Origin of the sequence: Streptomyces sp. TP-A0356 (assembly GCF_001417775.1) — a bacterium.
Lineage (GTDB): Bacteria > Actinomycetota > Actinomycetes > Streptomycetales > Streptomycetaceae > Streptomyces.
The window spans coordinates 1-16,569 of record NZ_BBZJ01000031.1 but is presented as its reverse complement, the minus strand read 5'-3'; the positions used below and the strand labels follow the sequence as shown (position 1 = coordinate 16,569).

19 protein-coding genes and 4 pseudogenes are annotated in these 16,569 nt (G+C 69.7%); 9 read left to right on the top strand and 14 right to left on the bottom strand.

The annotated features are described in order from the left end of the window. Positions 1–15 precede the first annotated feature (15 nt). Positions 16–783 carry an alcohol dehydrogenase catalytic domain-containing protein gene (locus tag ASC56_RS42325; RefSeq protein WP_055494996.1) on the top strand — a complete coding sequence of 256 codons (768 nt, stop codon included), beginning with the start codon at positions 16–18 and terminating at the stop codon, positions 781–783. Between the two features lie 9 nt (positions 784–792). Continuing rightward, positions 793–1,245, top strand: a pseudogene (locus ASC56_RS31455) (zinc-binding dehydrogenase); the annotation flags it as partial. Between the two features lie 59 nt (positions 1,246–1,304). On the opposite strand, the gene dmpI reads toward ASC56_RS31455, so the two are convergent. The 4 genes from dmpI to ASC56_RS42320 form a co-directional block, all read right to left on the bottom strand. Beyond that, positions 1,305–1,490, bottom strand: a complete 186-nt coding sequence (gene dmpI, locus ASC56_RS31450) for a 4-oxalocrotonate tautomerase DmpI (protein ID WP_055494994.1) — start codon at positions 1,488–1,490, stop codon at positions 1,305–1,307. A gap of 121 nt (positions 1,491–1,611) precedes the next feature. Further along, on the bottom strand, positions 1,612–2,535 hold the full coding sequence (locus ASC56_RS31445; protein ID WP_234377142.1) for a LysR family transcriptional regulator: 924 nt from the start codon (positions 2,533–2,535) through the stop codon (positions 1,612–1,614). 24 nt (positions 2,536–2,559) lie between these two features. Further along, positions 2,560–2,991, bottom strand: a complete 432-nt coding sequence (locus tag ASC56_RS31440) for a hypothetical protein (RefSeq protein WP_055494992.1) — start codon at positions 2,989–2,991, stop codon at positions 2,560–2,562. 461 nt (positions 2,992–3,452) lie between these two features. After that, positions 3,453–3,737 (bottom strand): hypothetical protein, encoded by a 285-nt coding sequence (locus ASC56_RS42320; protein ID WP_234377141.1) that lies wholly within the window; start codon positions 3,735–3,737, stop codon positions 3,453–3,455. Here ASC56_RS42320 and ASC56_RS42315 point away from each other — a divergent pair. Then, on the top strand, positions 3,720–3,920 hold the full coding sequence (locus ASC56_RS42315; protein ID WP_234377140.1) for a hypothetical protein: 201 nt from the start codon (positions 3,720–3,722) through the stop codon (positions 3,918–3,920). The genes ASC56_RS42320 and ASC56_RS42315 overlap by 18 nt on opposite strands. 157 nt (positions 3,921–4,077) lie before the next feature. After that, on the top strand, positions 4,078–4,440 hold the full coding sequence (locus tag ASC56_RS42310) for a hypothetical protein (RefSeq protein WP_234377139.1): 363 nt from the start codon (positions 4,078–4,080) through the stop codon (positions 4,438–4,440). Here ASC56_RS42310 and ASC56_RS31425 read toward each other — a convergent pair. Next, the gene (locus ASC56_RS31425) at positions 4,431–4,724 is read right to left on the bottom strand and encodes a hypothetical protein (RefSeq protein WP_055494991.1); all 294 of its coding nucleotides are present in this window, start codon (positions 4,722–4,724) and stop codon (positions 4,431–4,433) included. The two genes, ASC56_RS42310 and ASC56_RS31425, sit on opposite strands and share 10 nt — an antisense overlap. 382 nt (positions 4,725–5,106) lie before the next feature. Further along, positions 5,107–5,262, bottom strand: coding sequence for a hypothetical protein (locus tag ASC56_RS40795; RefSeq protein ID WP_159039740.1), 156 nt, complete (start codon positions 5,260–5,262; stop codon positions 5,107–5,109). Positions 5,263–5,362: 100 nt separating this feature from the next. Here ASC56_RS40795 and ASC56_RS42885 point away from each other — a divergent pair, with 100 nt between their 5' ends. The 4 genes from ASC56_RS42885 to ASC56_RS31415 all read left to right on the top strand — a co-directional run bounded on the left by ASC56_RS42885 (position 5,363) and on the right by ASC56_RS31415 (position 8,104). Continuing rightward, entirely contained in the window at positions 5,363–5,491 is a 129-nt protein-coding gene (locus ASC56_RS42885; RefSeq protein ID WP_267887646.1) for a hypothetical protein, read from the top strand. Between the two features lie 115 nt (positions 5,492–5,606). Beyond that, a complete protein-coding gene (locus ASC56_RS38640) occupies positions 5,607–5,909 on the top strand; it encodes a PQQ-binding-like beta-propeller repeat protein (RefSeq protein ID WP_159039739.1) in 303 nt (100 codons plus the stop codon). An 88-nt stretch (positions 5,910–5,997) separates the two neighbouring features. After that, a complete protein-coding gene (locus ASC56_RS31420) occupies positions 5,998–6,897 on the top strand; it encodes a hypothetical protein (RefSeq protein ID WP_055494990.1) in 900 nt (299 codons plus the stop codon). A gap of 40 nt (positions 6,898–6,937) precedes the next feature. Then, positions 6,938–8,104 (top strand): beta-ketoacyl-ACP synthase III, encoded by a 1,167-nt coding sequence (locus tag ASC56_RS31415; RefSeq protein ID WP_055494989.1) that lies wholly within the window; start codon positions 6,938–6,940, stop codon positions 8,102–8,104. 54 nt (positions 8,105–8,158) lie between these two features. Here ASC56_RS31415 and ASC56_RS31410 read toward each other — a convergent pair whose 3' ends face one another. The 8 genes and pseudogenes from ASC56_RS31410 to ASC56_RS42305 form a co-directional block, all read right to left on the bottom strand. Further along, a complete protein-coding gene (locus ASC56_RS31410) occupies positions 8,159–9,886 on the bottom strand; it encodes an FAD-dependent monooxygenase (RefSeq protein WP_055494988.1) in 1,728 nt (575 codons plus the stop codon). A gap of 43 nt (positions 9,887–9,929) precedes the next feature. After that, entirely contained in the window at positions 9,930–11,534 is a 1,605-nt protein-coding gene (locus tag ASC56_RS31405) for an MFS transporter (protein ID WP_234377138.1), read from the bottom strand. 474 nt (positions 11,535–12,008) lie between these two features. Continuing rightward, a pseudogene (locus ASC56_RS31395) lies at positions 12,009–12,425 on the bottom strand (transposase family protein); the annotation flags it as partial. A 4-nt stretch (positions 12,426–12,429) separates the two neighbouring features. After that, on the bottom strand, positions 12,430–12,861 hold the full coding sequence (locus ASC56_RS38635) for a GNAT family N-acetyltransferase (RefSeq protein ID WP_079102837.1): 432 nt from the start codon (positions 12,859–12,861) through the stop codon (positions 12,430–12,432). A 55-nt stretch (positions 12,862–12,916) separates the two neighbouring features. Next, entirely contained in the window at positions 12,917–13,090 is a 174-nt protein-coding gene (locus tag ASC56_RS31390) for a hypothetical protein (protein ID WP_234377137.1), read from the bottom strand. Between the two features lie 95 nt (positions 13,091–13,185). Next, entirely contained in the window at positions 13,186–13,926 is a 741-nt protein-coding gene (gene istB, locus ASC56_RS31385; RefSeq protein WP_055494985.1) for an IS21-like element helper ATPase IstB, read from the bottom strand. After that, positions 13,923–14,750 (bottom strand): annotated as a pseudogene (locus ASC56_RS31380) (IS21 family transposase); the annotation flags it as partial. The gene istB and the pseudogene ASC56_RS31380, both read right to left, overlap by 4 nt. 407 nt (positions 14,751–15,157) lie before the next feature. Further along, positions 15,158–15,277, bottom strand: a pseudogene (locus ASC56_RS42305) (transcriptional regulator); the annotation flags it as partial. Positions 15,278–16,235: 958 nt separating this feature from the next. On the opposite strand from ASC56_RS42305, the gene ASC56_RS42300 reads away from it, so the two are divergent. Further along, the coding region (locus ASC56_RS42300; protein WP_055494984.1) for a hypothetical protein at positions 16,236–16,569 on the top strand (334 nt) is incomplete at its 3' end.

The window sequence follows — 16,569 nt, the reverse complement described above, 5'->3', positions numbered from 1 at the left end:
CCTGGAGCGGCGAGAATGCGCGCACTGACTCCCACTGGGATCGACGACAAGATGGTCGAGATCACCGAGGTGCCGGAGGTGGAGCCGCGTCCCAACGAACTCGTGGTGCGGGTGGAGGCCTTCTCGGTCAATCGCGGGGAGACGTTCCTGCTGGCCAGCCCCCGGCCGGGCTGGCGGCCCGGCCAGGACGTCGCGGGAAGGGTCGTGCGGGCCGTGGCAGACGGCACCGGCCCCGCGGTCGGCACCCGGGTCGTCGGCCACCCGTGGGGTGCCGGGTGGGCCGAGCGGGCCGCCGTGGCGGTGAGCAACGTGGCGGTGCTGCCCGACAGCGTCCCCACCGCCACCGCCGCCGCGCTGCCACTGGCCGGCATCACCGCCCTGCGGCTGATACGCCGGGCCCGTCCGGTCTACGGCGATCGGGTGCTGATCACCGGCGCGTCCTTCGGAGTCGGCCACTACTTCACGGAACTGGCCTCCGCCGCCGGTGCCGAGGTGACGGCTGTCGGCGTACACCCGAGCGTGCACCGGTCGGTACAGCCCAAACAGCACCACCTTCCGAGAGCTTCGAGCCGGTGGGGGCGCCGTGGCCACCCGCTTGGTCAGGATGCGGGACAGGAACCGCCGTCAAGGGCGCCCTACGGGCGTCGCCATGCGATGGGGCTTCGCCCCACCCTTGACCGCGGTCCCTGTCCCGGAGGTAGCTGGCTATCGGGTGGCCCCGGCGCTCTGGAGTACGGCGCGTTGCGCACGTTCGCGTGTACGGGGTGGTGCACTCACAAGTGAACCCCGACAACGGCGGTCAGCGCCACCGAGGAGCGCGGTGAGCGGCTGCGCGCGCTGGGTGCGGCGCGGGTCGTCACCCGGGTCGAGGACGCCGAGGGGCCGTTCGACCTGGTGCTTGAGTCGGTGGGCGACGAATCGATGCCGGCGGCGCTGGCGAAGTTGCGTCCCGAGGGCCGCATGATCTGGTTCGGTCAGGCCAGCCGGATCGCGCCGCGCGTGGACTTCTTCGGCTTCTTCGCCGGCCCCAAGCAGGCCACCGTCGAGCACTTCGACTACACCCGCTCCGACCGCACCTACGGCCGGGAGCCGGAGGTGCTGGTCAAGCTGGTCGCCGCCGGGCACCTGCACCCGGAGATCGGCCTGCGCGACGACTGGTCGAACGCCGCCCAGGTGATCCGTGCGCTGCGCGCCCGTGAGGTGCGCGGCAACATCGTGCTGACGCTGGACGGCGCCGCCGGCTGACGGTGCCTTGGGAGCCGGGGGCCGTGGGCGGTGCGCCCACGGCCCCGCGTCGCCTGCGCCTACTTGCCGTCGGCGATCAGCTTGCCGGCCGCGCCCCAGCTGTCGGCCGGGACCTCGTGGATCCACACCTGCACGGTGTCGGCCGGGATCTGGTAGGCGTCGACGAACGCGTCGGTGATCCGCTTGACGAGGTCGCGCTTGAACTCGACGGAGCGGGGGCCCTGCTGCACGGTCACGACGGGCATGACAACTCCTGGTGATAAGTGCGGGATAAGAGGTATGCGCCGGAACTCCGGCGTGACTCCATTGCAGCCGTCCACGCGTCGGCGACCAAGACCCACTTCGTTCTGGCAGCGATAGGCAATGTCAATCGCCGCAGGCCGCGGCGGTCAGCAGCCTCAGCAGCCGGGACCGCGCGTCGGACTCCCGCACCGCGATCGCCATGGGCAGCGTCAGCGGGGTGGGCGCGAACGGCCGGAACGCCACCCGGCGGCTGAGCAGCAGGCGGGCGTTGGCCGCGTACACCACCGTCCAGGTCGCCGCACCGCCGGCGCCGATCGTCGCGAGGGTGTCCTGCAACGTCGTCGAGGTCGGCCCGGGCACCGGCTGCACGCCTTCCTGCCGGCACCGGTCCAGAACCAGGTCCACCAGCGCCGGGTTCACCTGCCGCTCGGGCAGCCGCAGGTGCAGGCCCGCGAGGTCGGGCAACGCCAGCCGCTCCTGCCGGGCCAGCGAGTGGGCGGCCGGTATCGCCGCGACGATCTCGTCGTCCCACGCCGGGATGAAGCACATCCCCGGCGCTGGATCGCGCGGTCCGCGCAGGAACGCCGCGTCCAGCTCACCGGCCGCCACCCGGGCAAGCCGCTCCCGCACCGGCAGCGACACCAGGTCCACCCGCACGGCGGGCCGGGCCTGCGCGAAGGCATCGACGATGCAGTCCAGCCGCTCCCCCATGCCGTTGACCGTGCCCACCCGGAACGTTCTCACCGGCGCCGTCCGCAGCCGCGCCGCGACCGCCCGGGCGTCGTCCTCCGCGGCGAGCACCGCCCGCGCCGCGGCCAGGAACTCCTCGCCGGCGCCCGTCAGCCGCACCCTGCGCGGCGAACGGTCGAACAGCAGGACGCCGAGCTCCCGCTCCAGCCGCTGCACCTGCTGGCTGACGGACGGCTGCGCCATGTACAGCCGTTCCGCCGCCCGCCCGAAATGCAACTCCTCCGCGACGGTGACGAAGCACCGCAACTGCCTGAGCTCCACGATCCCCTCGGTGCCTCGCGCGCCTGCTGCCGCCACCAGTCGACCCCATCCGCGCGGGCCTCACAACCGCTTTGCGGCACTCGCCACCCGCGCCGGTTGGGGACGGTGCAGCGGAGTCGCACAGACCCGCGTCGCCTCGGCAAGAACCACCGGCTCCCCGCAGGCACCGGCCGCGCGGATAGCCCGCCGTGCGTGGTCCCACGCCGCTTGGCTGTCGCCGCGTTTGAATGCCAGCTCACTGGCCAGGACGTGCACACGCGCCAGGACGGCGCTCGCGGCGGGGTCGACGGACCCCTTCACCTCCGCCCGCTGTGCCGCATCACGGGCAAGGCGCGGCAGCTGCTCGGCAAGGTCGGCGTAGCGGGCGGAGCGGAACGCGGCCTGGCCCACAGCCAGCCGGCGCCGCAACTCGGGCATGCCCGGCGCTGCGTCGCCGTCCGCGGCGCCGGGTAGCAGCGCCGCTGCGCCGAACCCCGCTCCCAGGGTCCACATGTCGGCGCGGTCCGGGGAGCGCCGGCGCGGCAGCTGGTCGGAACGTGCAGAACACGGCCGCGAACGCCACCGGCGCCGCCGCGCCCGTGAACACGCCGAGCCGCGCACACAGACCACCGCCACCCAACTCCCCCTCCCGGCCACCGCCGCCGGCGAACCGGCTGACGCCCCCAAGACGCTGACGCCGCAGCCGCCCACTGCTGCCGCCGTGCCGCCGCCCCAGCCCATCCCCGCCGACCCGCCCCAGCAGGCCCCCTCTCCCCGCGTCCGCGGTCAAGGCTTCACCTGGCGATCCCTTCTGCCACGCCGCTGGCGACGCTGACCGCAGCCGATCCGGCGGCCTTCGGCGCAAAGAGAGCAGGACAGATTCGAAGTCCCAAGTTCCGAAGCGGCCATCTTTCTCAGTGAGGACGGACGTACGGTGATCAGCGCAGGGGCGCGGCAGATCCGGCGGTGGAACGTCACCAGTCACCGGGAACTGCCTCGGCGTAAGGCCCCGGGTGGCAGGGCTTGATCAAGTTTCCGTTGAGGTCGGGCTTGTAGGTGATGCCCAGGATGGGGAGGGCTCGTTCGGGTTGGTCGCGGATGGCGCGGGTGGTCTTCGCGATGTTGGTCGCTCCGAGGGCTTTGAGGGCTCCGATCGCGAGGTTGCGGAGGGTGGCCATGACGCGGGGTGCGTTGCCGGCGTGGTCAGGGGAGGCGTCTTCGGCGAAGGTACGGTCGCGGATGTGGTGCTGGGCTTCCACGGTCCAGTGTCCGCGCAGGTGGGAGGCGAGTTCGGCCGGTTTCGCCTGGTGGACGTCGAGGCTGGTGACCGCATGGACGGTCTCGCGGGTCTCCTTCCTGCCGGTCTCCTTGCGGCGGCGGTGAACGCGGAGGGCGAGCTTCGCGTGGGGGAAGACGATGCCGCCAAACTGGTGTCAGACTGAGGGCCCATGCTGCTCACTCTGCCACCAACCGCCTTCGCAGGAGGGCAGAGCGGTTGACGAGTCGGCTTCGGCAGGAGAGCGGCCTTGACCGCCGACACTCCAGCACCGGACGGTCGTTGTGCAACTATGCGCAACCGACCCGACACGGGAGAGCGCCATGACGTTACGGTTCGTCGGGATCGACCCCGACACCGGAGGCGAGGGATCGCCGACGGTGTGGGTGGAAGAGGAGAGCGCGGACCCGGTCCTCCAGGGCGAGGAAGCCGACAGCCTTCTCCAAGCCTTGGTCGGCTCCACCGAGTGGGTGCCCGGCCACAAGACGGGGATCCCCGCGCACGAGCGGGTGATCCGGATTCCGGCCCGCACGACGAGACGACCCTTGTCGCTCGATCCGCTCTGTCTGGCCGTCCAAAGATGCTCGCAAAGGGCGCGGGGTGGCAGCTGGTTGCGCTGCCACCCCGCTGGTGCCCACAGGCCCCGCACGGCGGGGTATGTGGGCACCTGTGTCCGTCAGTTGTAGACGGCCCAGGCCAGTTGCTTGGAGTTGGTCTGGGCGGGGCAGGACGCCTTGCCCTGGTCGAGCTGGGCGGAGAAGACGTTGACGTTGACGCCGCAGAACGCGGCGGCTACGGGCACGGACACGTTCTGCAGCAGAACGACCTGGTTGCCGTTGAGCAGGTTGTTGGCCTCGACGTTGACCAGGCTGCCGTGGGCCGGCGTCGCCAGTGCCGGGGCTGCGGCGGAACCGGTGATCGCGGCGCCCGCCAGCACGGCGGCGGCGATGGCCTTCTTCACCTTGAGCATGAGCGTTGTCCCTTCCGAACGGTCGAACAGGACCTGCGGTGGCTGGCCAGCCGTCCGGGAACTTATCCCGTGGCCGGATTAGGTGACTATCGCCTCTTCGTGCCGAACTTTCGGTATCCGCCACCCGGAGTGAGCGTCTGACCGCTTCCTCACGAGGCCCGAACTCCGCGCATATCGGGCGTTCCGGTGATGGGGGAAACGTCAATGCAGTAGACGGTAAGGCAATGGACTGGGCCAATGGTTCCCGCTCGCGTTGACCGACAACGTTCGCTTGCATGCATAGACTTCGAAATTTAGACCGAATGGACCGCCGTGAGGGCGGCTCGCGCGCAAGCCATCACTACTCCCTGTCGGCAGGCCACGTCACCGACCGCAACTGCCGTTATGGCGAATGGCGCAGCTTCCCCGCGTCCACGTCGTCCAGGACGGCACCGCCCACCCGATGCAGAGGCTGCTCCTTGCGACGGCGCATCCATCCGCGCAGCACCCGCCGTTCATCGGCGGTCAGTTCCAAGGGCGCAAGCTTCGGACTCGGCACACGCCCACCCTACAGCTGCCGACGAATTAACGACTCAGGACACTAGATACACGCTTGTAGTTGATTTACCTGACCTGCCTGCGGTCGAGGCACTAATTACATGGTCACCCCGCGCAGCTTCGCCATGAACCAGCTCCGCACGGCCGGCCACACCAACATCGCCGCGGGACTCCGCAGGACAGTTCCCCGCTCCTACGAGCGGCCACTGGCTGTCCTCAAACTCAACTGATCTGCGCCAGCGCACGATCGACGGACTTTGCAATCGCCCTGGGTCTTTCCCATCGATGGCGAGGTGACTTCATCGGCCGCAGCACGTCGGCAGCAACGACCACAACCTGTACGCCTTGGACGCCAGCACCGAAAAGAAGCGCTGGATCTACCCTGTCAACCTGTCAGTGCACTCGACGCCAATGTTGGTCGGCGGCCTGGTCTACTTTGGTTGTGAGGACCGCTACTTGTATGCGATCGATGCCAACTCAGTCTGCGACTCCGCCGCTGCACCACGGTCCGACCACGCCTTCAGCCCACAACCTCGTATGAAAGGGAAATCCTCCATGTCCCTCAAGACAGTCGTCGACCGCGGGATCGGAATGCCGCGGCTGGGACACGCCCGCTATTGGGTGATTGCGCCATCGGGGGACACCTGACGACTAACTAGTTTTCCGTGACTTTTGTCTGTGAGCGGCGCTGCGTCGCCGCCATGCTCTCCTGGCCCGTCCGTTCACGGAGGGAGGCGTGAAGCGTGTTCTTGTCGTCTACTACTCGCAATCCGGTGACGTCCGGAACGCCCTCGAAGCACTCACCGCTCCTCTCCAGGCGCCTGACGTGGAGATCTCTTGGCTGCGGATCGACACGACGCCCCCTTATTCCTTTCCCTGGGGCCCACGGGAGTTCTTCGACTGCATGCCGGAGTCCCTCAACGGCGAGCCCCCGCCGCTCGCCCCCGTCGGCCTTGACCAAGGCGAACGCTTCGACCTCATCATCCTCGGCTGGCAGGTGTGGTTCCTGTCGCCGTCGCTGCCTATCCAGGCCTTTCTCACCGCATCCGAGGCCGAAGTCCTGCGTGGCGTACGTGTGGTGAGTGTGACGTGCTGTCGCCAGATGTGGCAGCGCGCTTACGCCAGGGTCCGCGCCCTCATCGCGCGCGCCGGTGGCCGGCACACCGACAGCATCGTCCTCACGCACCAGGGTGGTTCGCTGGCTGGATACATCACCGCTCCGCTGCTGATGATCACCGGGCGTCGCGCCAAGAGGGCCTTGCTGCCCGCCGCCGGGGTCGCGCGCGGCGACATCGACGCGCTCGGCCGCGTCGGCAAGCGGCTGCTCGAAACCCGGGACCGCTGGGCCGAACCCGAGCCCACCCCGCTGCTGTCCGACGTCGCGCCGGTCAACCTCAACGTCGGCTCGCTGCTGCCCGAGGCGGCCGTCGTGCCGCCCATGGAGGCGATCGCCCGGCTGGCACGGCGATGCGGCAGACCCGGAAGTCTCGCACGTCAGCCGGTGATCGGACTCTTCGTCCTGATGCTCGTGACCTGGCTGCCCGTCGTGCTGCTCGCGTCGGCGCTGCTGACGCCCGTGGCGCGCGTCGTCTTTGCGCGCCGTCTCAACCGTTACGTACGCGGTCTCCGGCCGTAGCCCCTGCTCTGTACAACCAACCGAGAGGAATCAAGGACCCATGCCCGCGTACATTTCCGGTGCAGGAGTCGTCCTGCCCAACGAGCCCGTCGACAACAGCCGGATCGAGGACGTGCTCGGCCGGATCGGCGGCGCCCGATCGCGCACCAAGGCGATGGTGCTGCGCAACAACGGCATCAAGACCCGTCACTACGCCATCAACCCGGCGACCGGCGAAGCGACCCACACCAACGCCCAGTTGACGGTCGAGGCGGTCCACGAGCTGTGCAGGCGCACAGGTTTCCAGCTGGCCGACCTGGAGACCCTGTCCTGCGGCACGACCATGCCCGATCAGTTGCTGCCAAGCCACGCGGTGATGGTGCACGCGGACCTGGGCGCGCCGCCGTGTGAGGCGGTGAGCACGGCCGGGGTCTGCATGTCCGGCCTGACCGCGTTCAAGTACGCCTACCTCAGCGTGCTGTCCGGCGCGAGCAGGAACGCCGTTGCGACCGCTTCGGAGACGGCCTCGGCGGGGCTGCGGGCGCGGTACTTCGCCTCCGACCACCGGCCTGCTGACGCGGACGAGGACGCGTCGGTGGCCCGCCTTGAATCCAGCCCGGTGGTCGCCCTGGAGGCGGACTTCCTGCGCTGGATGCTGTCCGACGGCGCGGCCGCCGTCCTGGTCACCGGCGAGCCCCGGGGTGCGTCGGTGTCGTTGCGCGTCGACTGGATCGAGACCATCTCGATGGCGCATCTCGCCGACCCCTGCATGTACCTGGGTGCGAGCAAGGGGAAGGACGGGTCGTTCACCGGCTGGCGGCAGAAGGAGACGCCCCGCGAAGCGCTGGAGGACGGGCACTTCTTCATCAAGCAGGACGCGCGGCAGCTCGGCGATCTGATCATGAAGCTGCTCGCCGAGAGCATCACGGTCCTGAAGGAGCGGCGGGACGTCAGCGGCGAGGACTACGACTGGTTCCTGCCGCACTACTCATCGGCGTACTTCCGGCAGCCGGTCATGGACACCTTCCGCGAGTGCGGGCTCGGTGTCCCGGAGGAGAAGTGGTTCACCAACCTCGAGTACAAGGGCAACACCGGCTCGGCGTCGGTGTTCATCATGCTTGAGGAACTACTCAACGGCGGGCGCTTCGAGCCAGGGCAGAAGGTGCTGTGCTGGGTGCCGGAGAGCGGCCGGTTCTCCTACGGCTTCATGCAGTTGACGGTGGTCTAGCGGACGCGGGTGGTGCTCCGGCGGCCGGCCACCGGCCGCCGCAGCACCAACGGTTCAGCCGACCGCGAGCGGCGACGTCTCCCGCGCGAGGATCCGGGCCACGGCCGCCGAGAGCACACCGGTCGCGTCGCCGGGTTCCTCTCCATGCCGCATGCCGACGTGGCCGTCGGGACGGATGAGGACGCAGCCGGCGAGCCCGACGCCGTACAGCGCGGCCCACTCACCGTCCTCGTCGGTCCACGGGCAGCCCGGGCCGATGCGCAGGACGGCCACATCGATCCCGTACCGCTCGCGGACCACGGCTGCCGCGCCCTCCCAGGCGTCGCCGCGCGGCCCGGCCAGCACCGCGAACCTCTCGCCGGTCGCATCCACCAGAGCCACCCGGTCGCCGTCCGGCCCGGTCAGCCACAGGTGCGGCGCTCGGGCCCCGGGGCGCGCGGTGGGGCGGTAGACGGACACGCTCGACACCGGCGCCTCGGTGCCGTCGTCCACGATGGCCGCGGACTCGTAGAGGTAGCCGAACGTCTGGCCGTTGAACAAGGCCTGGTCACGTTGCGCAGGGATGGCCGCGGCGATCCCTGCCCGCAGCACCTCGCCCTCGGCGGACTCCTCGTCCTCCACCGCGCGCAGCGACTCCGGGTCGGCGAGCAGGGCGCCCGTGGACGCCAGACCCTCCGCGTTGGCCTTGCTCTGGAGGGCGTTGGTGACGGCCACCGGGTGGCGTTCGGCCTCGTAGGTGCCGAGCAGCCCCTCACCGGCCGTGCCGCGCAGCACGTGGGCGAGTTTCCACGCGAGGTTGTGGGCGTCCTGGATACCGGTGTTCATGCCGAAGCCGCCGGTGGGCGGGAACCGGTGGGCGGCGTCCCCGGCGAGGAAGACCCGGCCGTCGCGGAAGCGGCGCGCGATCGCGGTCTCCATGCGCCACGGGAAGACGCCGTGCACCCGGACGTCGAGCCCCGGTGCGCCCACCGCGTCGCGGATGATCCGCGCGCAGCGTCCCCCGGTGAAGTCGCCGGGCACGTCGCGCGTGGGGTCGTAGCCGAACATGTAGGTCCAGCGGTGGCGGCCGTCCAGTGCGACGAACACGCCCTGGGTGTCCGGGTTGACGATCCACCACAGCATGAACGGCCGCTCGTTCTGGTAGTCGGCGAGGTCGGCGGTGAAGTGGACGCCGATCATGTGCGCGGTCGCCTGGAACTCGTCGTTGGCAATGCCCAGGTGCCGCCGGATCGCGCTGCGGGCGCCGTCGGCCGCGATGACGTATGCCGAGCGGAAGAGACGCTCGCCGCCGTCCGGTACAGCGCGGGCGCGGGCGGTGACACCCTCACTGTCCTGGTCGACGGTCAGGACTTCGGTCGAGAACTCCACGGTGACGTGGGAACTCGCCGTCGCCGCCTTCAGGAGCAGCGGTTCCAGCACATCCTGCGGGCACGAACGCAGGATCTCGCTCGAGTCGTTCAGCGCGGCGTGCAGAATCTGGGGGTCGTCGTCGACCATGAGCCGCCCCAGCTCACGCCCGGCCATGCGCGTCATCCATCCCATGCCGAGGCCGCGCTCGGGCGGGAGTGCGGCCTCGGCGACAGCGGCGGACAGACCCCACTGCCGCAGGATCTCCATGGACCTGGCGTTGACGACGTGAGCCTTGGGATGGGTCGCGGTGCCCGTGTGCCGGGCCACGACGTGGGTCCTGATCCCCGCCCGGCCAAGCTGGATCGCGCAGGCGAGCCCGGTCGGGCCCGCGCCGACGACGAGGACGTCGATCTGTCGAGTGGAGGTGATCATCGGGGAACTCCCAGGGTGGTGCTTGATCGGGACGAAAGGAGGCTTAGTCGGCGGACCGCCGGGTCCGACCGGGGGCGCGCACGAGCGAGCAGGCCGCGACCGCGACAACGACTGCGGCAGCGAGCAATGCAGCGGACATGCCTCTCATGAACGCCTCGCGCACACCGGTGGCCAGCGCCGCGCCCTGCGGCCCGGCGACATGGACACCGCCCGCCGGCGAGTGGCGCACGGCCTCGGCGGCGCCCTGCGGCAGGCGCGAGACCGCCTCCGGAAGAGACGCTCGGTAACGACTGCCGAAGACCGAGCCCATCAGCGCGATGCCGACCGCCGCCCCGACCTCGCGCGTGACGTCGTTCACCGCCGAGGCGACGCCCTGCTTCTCCCGCGTGAGCGAGCCGGTGATGGCCGACGTGCCGACCGCGCCCGTCATCCCGACGCCGAACCCCGCCACCAGAAGACAGGCGAGGAACGGCAGGTAACCCGATCCGGCGTGCAGCGACGCCATCGCGACGAGCCCGCACCCCAGCAGCAGCAGGCCGGTGACCATGACCGCGCGCACGCCGAAGCGCACAGCCAGACGCGGCGACGTCTGCGACACCGGCACGACGATCAGACCGATCGGCAGCAGCGCAAGGCCCGCCTTCAGCGGACGGTAGCCCAGCACCAGTTGCACGTACTGCAACCCCACGAAGTAGAACCCGAACACCGCGAGGAACTGCGCCGCGATGGTCACCGACCCCGCGCGGAACCCAGGGATGCGGAACAACCGTGGATCGAGCAGGGGTTCGTCAGCGCGCAGGCCGAGGACGACGTAGGCGACAGCGGCCAACACCGAGACCGCCAGGGCCGCGACAACCGGTGGCTCGCCCCACCCCACGTCGTTGCCCTCGATGAGCGCGAAGACGAGCGCGCCCGGCGCGATCGCCGTGCACACGGCCCCGGCCGCGTCGAAGCCCCTGGGACGCGCCTCCCGGGTCTCCGGAGCGAACAGCACCGCCACGACGGCCGTGACGAGAGCGACGGCGGCCGCGGCGGTGAAGATCGACCGCCAGGAGAACCACTCAAGCAACGCGCCCGACGCGAGCAGCCCGAGGGCGACGCCCGCGGCTGCGCACCCGGCCCATACGGCCACACCGCGCGCCCGCTGGTCGGCGGGCAGCACGGCCGTCATCGTCGACAGCGTGCCGGGCATCATCATGGCCGCGCCCAGACCCATGACCATCCGCCACGCCACGAGCTCGGCGCTCCCCGAGGCGAACGACGCGGTCAGCGCGGCCGCTCCGAACACCGCCGTGCCCCCGACGAGTACCGCGCGGCGGCCGTAGTGGTCGCCGAGGGCGCCCAGCGGCAGCACGAGGCCCGCGAGCACCACCGTGTAGCCGTCCACGATCCACGTCAACGACGTGGTGGAGGCGCCGAGGTCGAGTGCCAGCTGGGGCAGGGCCAGGTTGAGAGCCGACATGGACGAGGCGATGAGGACCAGCGCGAGGCACATGGCCACCATCGCGCCGCGTGGGTTCGGGTACACGGGCTGCACGTTCCCGGCGCGCGACCCGGTTGCTGTGCCCACTGTGACGGTGGCTTCCGCGGCAGCGGTGGCGGGCAGGGGCGCCTGGCCGGTCGGGCTGCTGGGGGGGTGCTCGTGCACGATCGCTTCTTCTCCGATCCAACCTACAGTGATCAATGGATCACCCATCGTAGTCGAATGGCAGGTGTGCGGTGCGAAGCCGTGATGGGCCTGTGCCAGCATCGGAAGCAGGTGCCCTTGCGTGGCCGAGCACTCCTGCGCCGGTGGGACGAGGCCGGCAGGCGGCAGCTCGTCAGCGCCGCCTACCTCAAGGACTCGCACCGCGGACTGCGTGATGCAGTGATGCCGAGTGCCTCGTAGAGGGGCTCCTTCTTGTCAGCTTGGGCGGCTCGGATGCGTTGAGCGATGTCACCCAGCCTCTCGGTAATCTCCCGGATCTGGTCGGCTGTGAGGGGTGGCTCCTTCTTCTGGGTGACGGTGAGCGTGCGTCGAGCTTCTTCTGTGCCGCTTCCCTGTCCCATTGCGCGTCGTTGATCGAATGAGCCTCTGCCGGTAATGGATCATGACGTTGTGTGATCGTTCAGATGATTCGGTCTACTCAAGCTGGAGCAGGACGAGGGCCGCGGCGGCGATCTGGGTGCTCCGGCCCGGATCGAGACTGAGTCGTCGCAGGGGCTTGAAGGTGGTCTTCAGCAGGGAGTTGGCGCGCTCGCACGCACCGTGGATGCTGCGGATGACGTTGTTGTAGGTCTGCTGGGCCTCGGTCAGCTCGCCACCCGCGGGCTTCTTGACCGGGTGGCGGAATCCGTCTCCGGCGTTTTCGTACCCGAGATCGACCAGGGTCGGCACGCCGAGCTGTGCTGCGACACGGTTGAGCGCGTCGATCAGGCCGTGATGGCGGGCGCAGGCGGTGTCGTGTTCGCGGCCCGGGCGGACCGGCGAGACCCAGAGCGGCCAGCCGTCCGGAGTGGAGATGACCTGCACGTTCCCGCCGTGATGCCGGTGCTTGCCCTGATCAAGCCCTGTGGCGGCGCAAGGCGGCAAGTGCCGCCGTGTTGTGAGCCTTGGTGTCCGCGACTACGGCCCGTGCACCGGCTCTCGCGGCTTCGTCGAGGAGGATTCGGAGAGTCGCGGTGCCGATTCTGCGTCCGCGATGTGAACGGCCGAGCCACATGCCGGCTTCGAGGACGTCCCGGCTGTCGCGGAGAGCCAAAAGCGCTGACCCAACGATTGTCCCGTTGTGGGTGATGGCGAATGTGGACTCGCGGAGCGGGCCGGCAAGTCCGGGGCGTCGAGCCCGGTGCCAGTTCCGGAAGGTTTCCCGCCGTTCCGTCGTCCATCCTGGTGGACCGGCCACGGGAGGCACGACCTCTTCGGGTGCTGCATCCTCGACTGCCACCGAGAGGAGTTCTTCGAGGCTTTCCTCGTCCACCTGCTGCACTTCCACCTGACCGACCATGCCGGTTCCCCTCCGCTGAGGGCTGGAGACCGGTTGTTGATCCTCACCTTCTGTGTGGTGTTGCGCCAGCGGCTTTCGGCGGGGCGGGCAGTCGTCCGGGGTCAACGCGGTCGGCGAGATAGATCAGGGTGGCTTGCGGGTCCATGCCGAAGGCGGCGGCGACGAGCTTGGGGTCCATGGTGTTCACCAGGTCGAGGAGGCGGGTGCTGCGGATCATCCGGGGCGGGTGTCCAGGTACTCCTCTGAGTGCACCACCGAGTACGAAGTTGTGTGCACCACAGCTCAGGCCACGTCGGTGTCCCGCTCGATGGCCTAGAGGCGGTTCTTGAGCCGGTAGCTGTTGCCTTTGATCGGGACGACTTCGCAGTGGTGCAAGAGCCGGTCGAGGATCGCGGTGGCCAGTACCTCGTCGCCGAAGACCTGGCCCCATTCGCCGAAGGCCTTGTTCGAGGTCAGGATGATCGAGCCCTTTTCGTAACGCTTGGAGATCACCTGGAAGACCAGGTTCGCCTCGGCCCGCTCCAACGGCTGGTAGCCCACCTCGTCGACCACGAGAACGGCGGGCCGGAGGTAGCTGGTGAGCTTGCTGATCAGGCGGCCCTGGTCCTCCGCGGCTTTGAGGTGACGGACCATGTCGTCGAGGCTGGTGAAGTAGATCGAGTAGCCGGCCCGGCAGGCCGCGACGGCCAGGGCGACGGCGATGTGCGTCTTGCCGACGCCGGGCGGCCCGAGCAGAGCGACGTTGGCCTTCTCCTCGACGAAGGCGAGGGTGGCCAGGTCCTTGACCTTGCGCGGGTCGAGCTCGGGCTGGAAGGAGAAGTCGTAGTCCTCAAGCGTCTTGTGGTGCGGCAGCTTCGACAACCTCAGGCCGTTGCGGAAGCGGCGGTCGTCGCGGACAGCGAGTTCCTCGGACAGGACCAGGTCGAGCAGGTCGAGGTAGCCCATCTTGGCATCATCCGCCCGCTGGATGTACTGGTTCAGGGCCTCGGCCAGGTGCGGCAGGCCGAGCTTGGCGGCGGTGGTGCGGATGCGCGTGCTGGTCAGCTCGCTCAACGGACTTCCTCGTTGGCGGAGTTGGCAGTGAAGGGGCGGGTGCCGGGCAGCTCGTCGTAGACCGACAGCGGACGGCGGCCCACCTCGACATTCGCGGCGGCGGCCCGGTTCAGCAGAGCCTGCAGCGGTCCGGCCTCGGGCCCGACTGCCTGGTCGCGGCGGGGCGAGGGCAGAGCGTCGCCGGTGGGAAGGCCGTCCCAGTGAGTCTCATCCACGATGCGGGCGCCTCGGCCAACGGCCCGCGGGTGGACAGCCAACAAGGTCTGGCCAGGGTCGGACCTTGCGGGCGGGAACGGAGTAGAGGTTCGCGTCGAAGGCGACCAGGCAGTCCTTGCCGACGTGCCGCAGATGCCGCTGCGTGACCACATACGGGGTCGCCGGCAGCGGACGAAGGGCCATGTGGTCGCGCACGGCCCGGTGTCCGATGACTTCGCCGTGGGTGCCGTGGACCTTCGCCCGCCGCAGCGGGATCCAGGCGGCGAAGGCAGCGTTCAGCTCCTCGATGGAAGAGAAGGCCCGACCGGCCAGGACGTGGTCACGGACGATGTTCACCTGCCGCTCGACCCGCCCCTTGCCCTGCGGCCGGTAGGCAGCCAGCACGTCGATGTCGAAGTCGTAGTGCCCGGCGAAGGCGACCGCCTCCGGGTGCAGCGGAACCGCCGCGCCGGGAGCGACATGCCGGCGCACGACCGTCTTGGTGCGGTCATAGACGATGCTCATCGGCACCCGCCGAAGTGCGCGAACGCGGCCCGGTGGCAATCGAAGAACGTGGCCAGGTCCTGGCTGGTGGTGAAGCAGCAGAACGGGTCGCGCGAGTCACCCAAACCTGCAGCAGACCCAGCCGATCTCATCACGTACGCTGTCGCTCGTCGCATGAAACCCGGTGTCCACTCCCGAGGTTGAGCCTCACCAGGACCGTCGACACCGAGATCACGTCGGGCAATTCGGCGGATGGGCAGGACAAGCCGACGTCCTCGCGGCGGCGTTGCAGGACACCCCAACGCGACCCCTGTTCGTGATCAAAGGCTTCGACAACCTTGATCATTGGGGGCGCCAAGGGACCGGGCTTTGGGCCTGAGTCGGCGTCCTCCCGCCGGCCGCCGCGAACGTGGGGGCGTGAACGCGTCGGGCCGACACCGCTGCAGTGCCCGTCTGTGAGGAGACTCCAGCCCCCTGCCGGTGACCACAGTGAAGGCCCCGAGACCGGGGCCCTCGACGTGTTGAGCAGGTGCTCACTCAGGGCCCACATGATGTGCAGCCGGGCTGCCGAGGCAAGAAGCCCGAACGCGTCGGCCGCCTCGGCCAGTACCTCCGCAGACGGGTCCCGGAAGCCACCGACGTTCCCCGCCACAGTCCTCTCCCCTCCCGCCCGCACCACCGCAGATGCCCGTGCGCCCGCCCAGGTAGGCGCTCGCGCACCACCGGCCCGGCCGCCCGCCTGCACCACGGACCAGGGGCGAGGGAAGGGGGAACGGTCAGTCCTCGTGGCACTTGTTGACGACCACTTCCGGCTCGTCGTCATCGAACACCTCGTTCAGCAGCGCGCCGCCGACCAGGCCCGCCGCACCGGCGCCGATGAGCGCGCCCGCACCGAAGCGGCGCCCGCCCTGCTGCTGATGGTGGTCGTGGTGGTCTCCGTACGGCGGCTACGGCGCCGTACGACGCGGTCGCCGCTGGGTGCGGCGGGCGCAGCGGGCAGGCCAGCACGTGCCGCGGTGGAGACGGCCGTCACCGTCGCCGCCGCCGACCACCTGCGGACGGGCCATCTGGCAGCGCAGCGGCGACTGCCCAGACCTGGTGGGCGGTATCCGCACCGCTCGCGCGGCCTTGGCGCCGCCATACCGTGCCAGCGGCCACCTCCATGGCAGGGCTGGTGTCGACGGGGGAGCGGTGAGCATGGCGGGAGGCGAACTGGCTGTCCTGGTCCAGATGCTCTCGGACATGGCACCCGAGAAACGCGCACGCGTCCTGGATGCGGTCGACGGCCGCCACCGTGAGCGGAAGCCACCAGTGGAGCAGCACTTTGTGCCGCTGCCGACGCGGGTATCCGCGTCATCGGGCTTGGACATTCACGTCTGGCAGGCGCCTGAGGAGGGCGCTGTCTCCTCAAGTGCCTCGCAACGCCGATCGAGTCCCAACCGGTAGGCCGCGCCACGAGACGGAGCGTCCACGATCGCGGAGAGCTTCACTATGAGGTTGTCCGCTCCGGTAGCGTTGAGGCAATCCGGTCGGCGGACTCGCGGCTGGGGCAATCAGTAGGAAAACCGGCGGCTGGCGCGGCTGGGGGACATCGGCAGAGGAACCAGACGATGGCCACGGTCTACCGTGTGGTGACCATGAACGACGAAGGCCAGGAGCGGAGCGCTCGGTACTTCGATGTGGACGGTCGGGAGATCGATGATCCCCACCTGTCCAGGGGGCTTATCCCCTCCCCGCAACGGCAGCCTGTGGATCCGCCCGTCACTCCGGAGCAGGAGCAGGTATCACCCGTTCCCAGGACCGTCGTGTTCGACCCGGTGTGGTGGGAGGATCTGAGGGGGTGCACGGTTGTGTTCCTGCCGGGCGATCCCCCGCGCTCCGGACGGATTGCTTTCCACGCCCAGGATGGGCGGCTGCCGGCCGGTGCTCCTACCGAAGAGCTCC

Bases quoted from the DNA above. Each gene is read 5' to 3' on its own strand.
- ASC56_RS42885 (WP_267887646.1), top strand. From the start codon at position 5,363: ATGGTCACCCCGCGCAGCTTCGCCATGAACCAGCTCCGCACGGCCGGC.
- ASC56_RS31425 (WP_055494991.1), bottom strand. From the start codon at position 4,724: ATGCTCAAGGTGAAGAAGGCCATCGCCGCCGCCGTGCTGGCGGGCGCC.
- ASC56_RS31415 (WP_055494989.1), top strand. From the start codon at position 6,938: ATGCCCGCGTACATTTCCGGTGCAGGAGTCGTCCTGCCCAACGAGCCC.
- ASC56_RS31390 (WP_234377137.1), bottom strand. From the start codon at position 13,090: ATGATCCGCAGCACCCGCCTCCTCGACCTGGTGAACACCATGGACCCC.
- ASC56_RS31440 (WP_055494992.1), bottom strand. From the start codon at position 2,991: ATGTGGACCCTGGGAGCGGGGTTCGGCGCAGCGGCGCTGCTACCCGGC.
- ASC56_RS42310 (WP_234377139.1), top strand. From the start codon at position 4,078: ATGACGTTACGGTTCGTCGGGATCGACCCCGACACCGGAGGCGAGGGA.
- dmpI (WP_055494994.1), bottom strand. From the start codon at position 1,490: ATGCCCGTCGTGACCGTGCAGCAGGGCCCCCGCTCCGTCGAGTTCAAG.
- ASC56_RS31410 (WP_055494988.1), bottom strand. From the start codon at position 9,886: ATGATCACCTCCACTCGACAGATCGACGTCCTCGTCGTCGGCGCGGGC.
- ASC56_RS42325 (WP_055494996.1), top strand. From the start codon at position 16: ATGCGCGCACTGACTCCCACTGGGATCGACGACAAGATGGTCGAGATC.